This window comes from Vibrio sp. Vb1755 (assembly GCF_033338635.1).
Lineage (GTDB): Bacteria > Pseudomonadota > Gammaproteobacteria > Enterobacterales > Vibrionaceae > Vibrio > Vibrio alginolyticus.
The window spans coordinates 1-1,074 of sequence record NZ_JAWOTA010000328.1; the positions used below are offsets into that span (position 1 = coordinate 1).

A 1,074-nucleotide genomic window follows, 5' to 3' on the forward strand; every position below is an offset into this window, starting at 1 on the left:
TAGCACTAAACGACTGGGTGTCTTTGCGTGGTAATGATTTTATTCAGTGATATAGTTTGATTCAATAAATCCGTAACAAAATTAGAGAAGAAGATATGCATAAAGTGATTCACGACACTGAAAGTGGCCTCTTTTGGGTTGATTTAGAGCAAGACTTCAAAGCAAAAGTGGTCTACGAGTTGAAAAATGATGTGATGCACATAACATCGACGGTCGTACCAGAAGAGCTGCGAGGCAAAGGTTATGGCAAAGTAATGATGGAAGCGGTACTCCCAGAAATTGAAGCTCTGGGTTATAAAATCGAACCGGTTTGCCCGTATGTGGCGCATTACATCAACCGTAACCAAGCTTGGTCGCATCTTCTTGCTTGAGTATGAATGACCACCACCTTTTGTATCAAAATATCAGCCAGGATCTTTATCTCGGTGCATTGCTGTCGAGCGAAGTAATCCAGTCACTTTGGGGCGGTTACGGAGAATTGGTTCGGCTGATATTCGCTAAACGCTCTGTCATTGTAAAACACGTCAAATTGCCTAAACCTTCTGAACACCCTAGAGGCTGGAATACAGACCGTTCTCACCAAAGAAAGCTGCACTCTTATCAGGTTGAAGTCAGTTGGTACGCGCATTTTTCCGGAGTCATGAACTCGCGCTGTCGAGTACCACAAGGCTTAAAAACGTTCCAGTCGGAGAATGAATGGCTCATTGTGATGGAAGATCTCGCCGAGGCGGGTTTTCCAAAAATCATCACCGATGCAAAGCTAGAACATCTACGAGCCTGCCTTGCTTGGTTAGCGAACTTTCATGCGCGCTACATCGGTGTTTGCTCGGATAAGCTGTGGCATACCGGCACGTATTGGCACTTGGCAACCAGACCCGATGAGCTTGAGGCATTGCAAGACACCGAGCTAAAAAATGCCGCTCAATTGATTGATCAAACGCTTTCGCAAGCCAAGTTCAAGACGCTTGTACACGGTGATGCCAAATTGGCGAACTTCTGTTTTGAGCAAGATGAATTGAGCGTTGCTGCGGTCGACTTTCAATACGTCGGACATGGCTGTGCGATGAAAGATGT

General features: G+C 45.6%; 2 protein-coding genes. Both read left to right on the top strand.

Annotation, left to right across the window (positions count from 1 at the left end; all coding sequences use genetic code 11):
- Nucleotides 1-95: 95 nt before the first annotated feature.
- A complete protein-coding gene (locus R7E00_RS24900; protein ID WP_005462904.1) occupies nt 96-371 on the top strand; it encodes a GNAT family N-acetyltransferase in 276 nt (91 codons plus the stop codon).
- A 2-nt stretch (nt 372-373) separates the two neighbouring features.
- Nucleotides 374-1,074: phosphotransferase (locus R7E00_RS24905; protein ID WP_318124892.1), on the top strand; the 701-nt coding region annotated here is incomplete at its 3' end.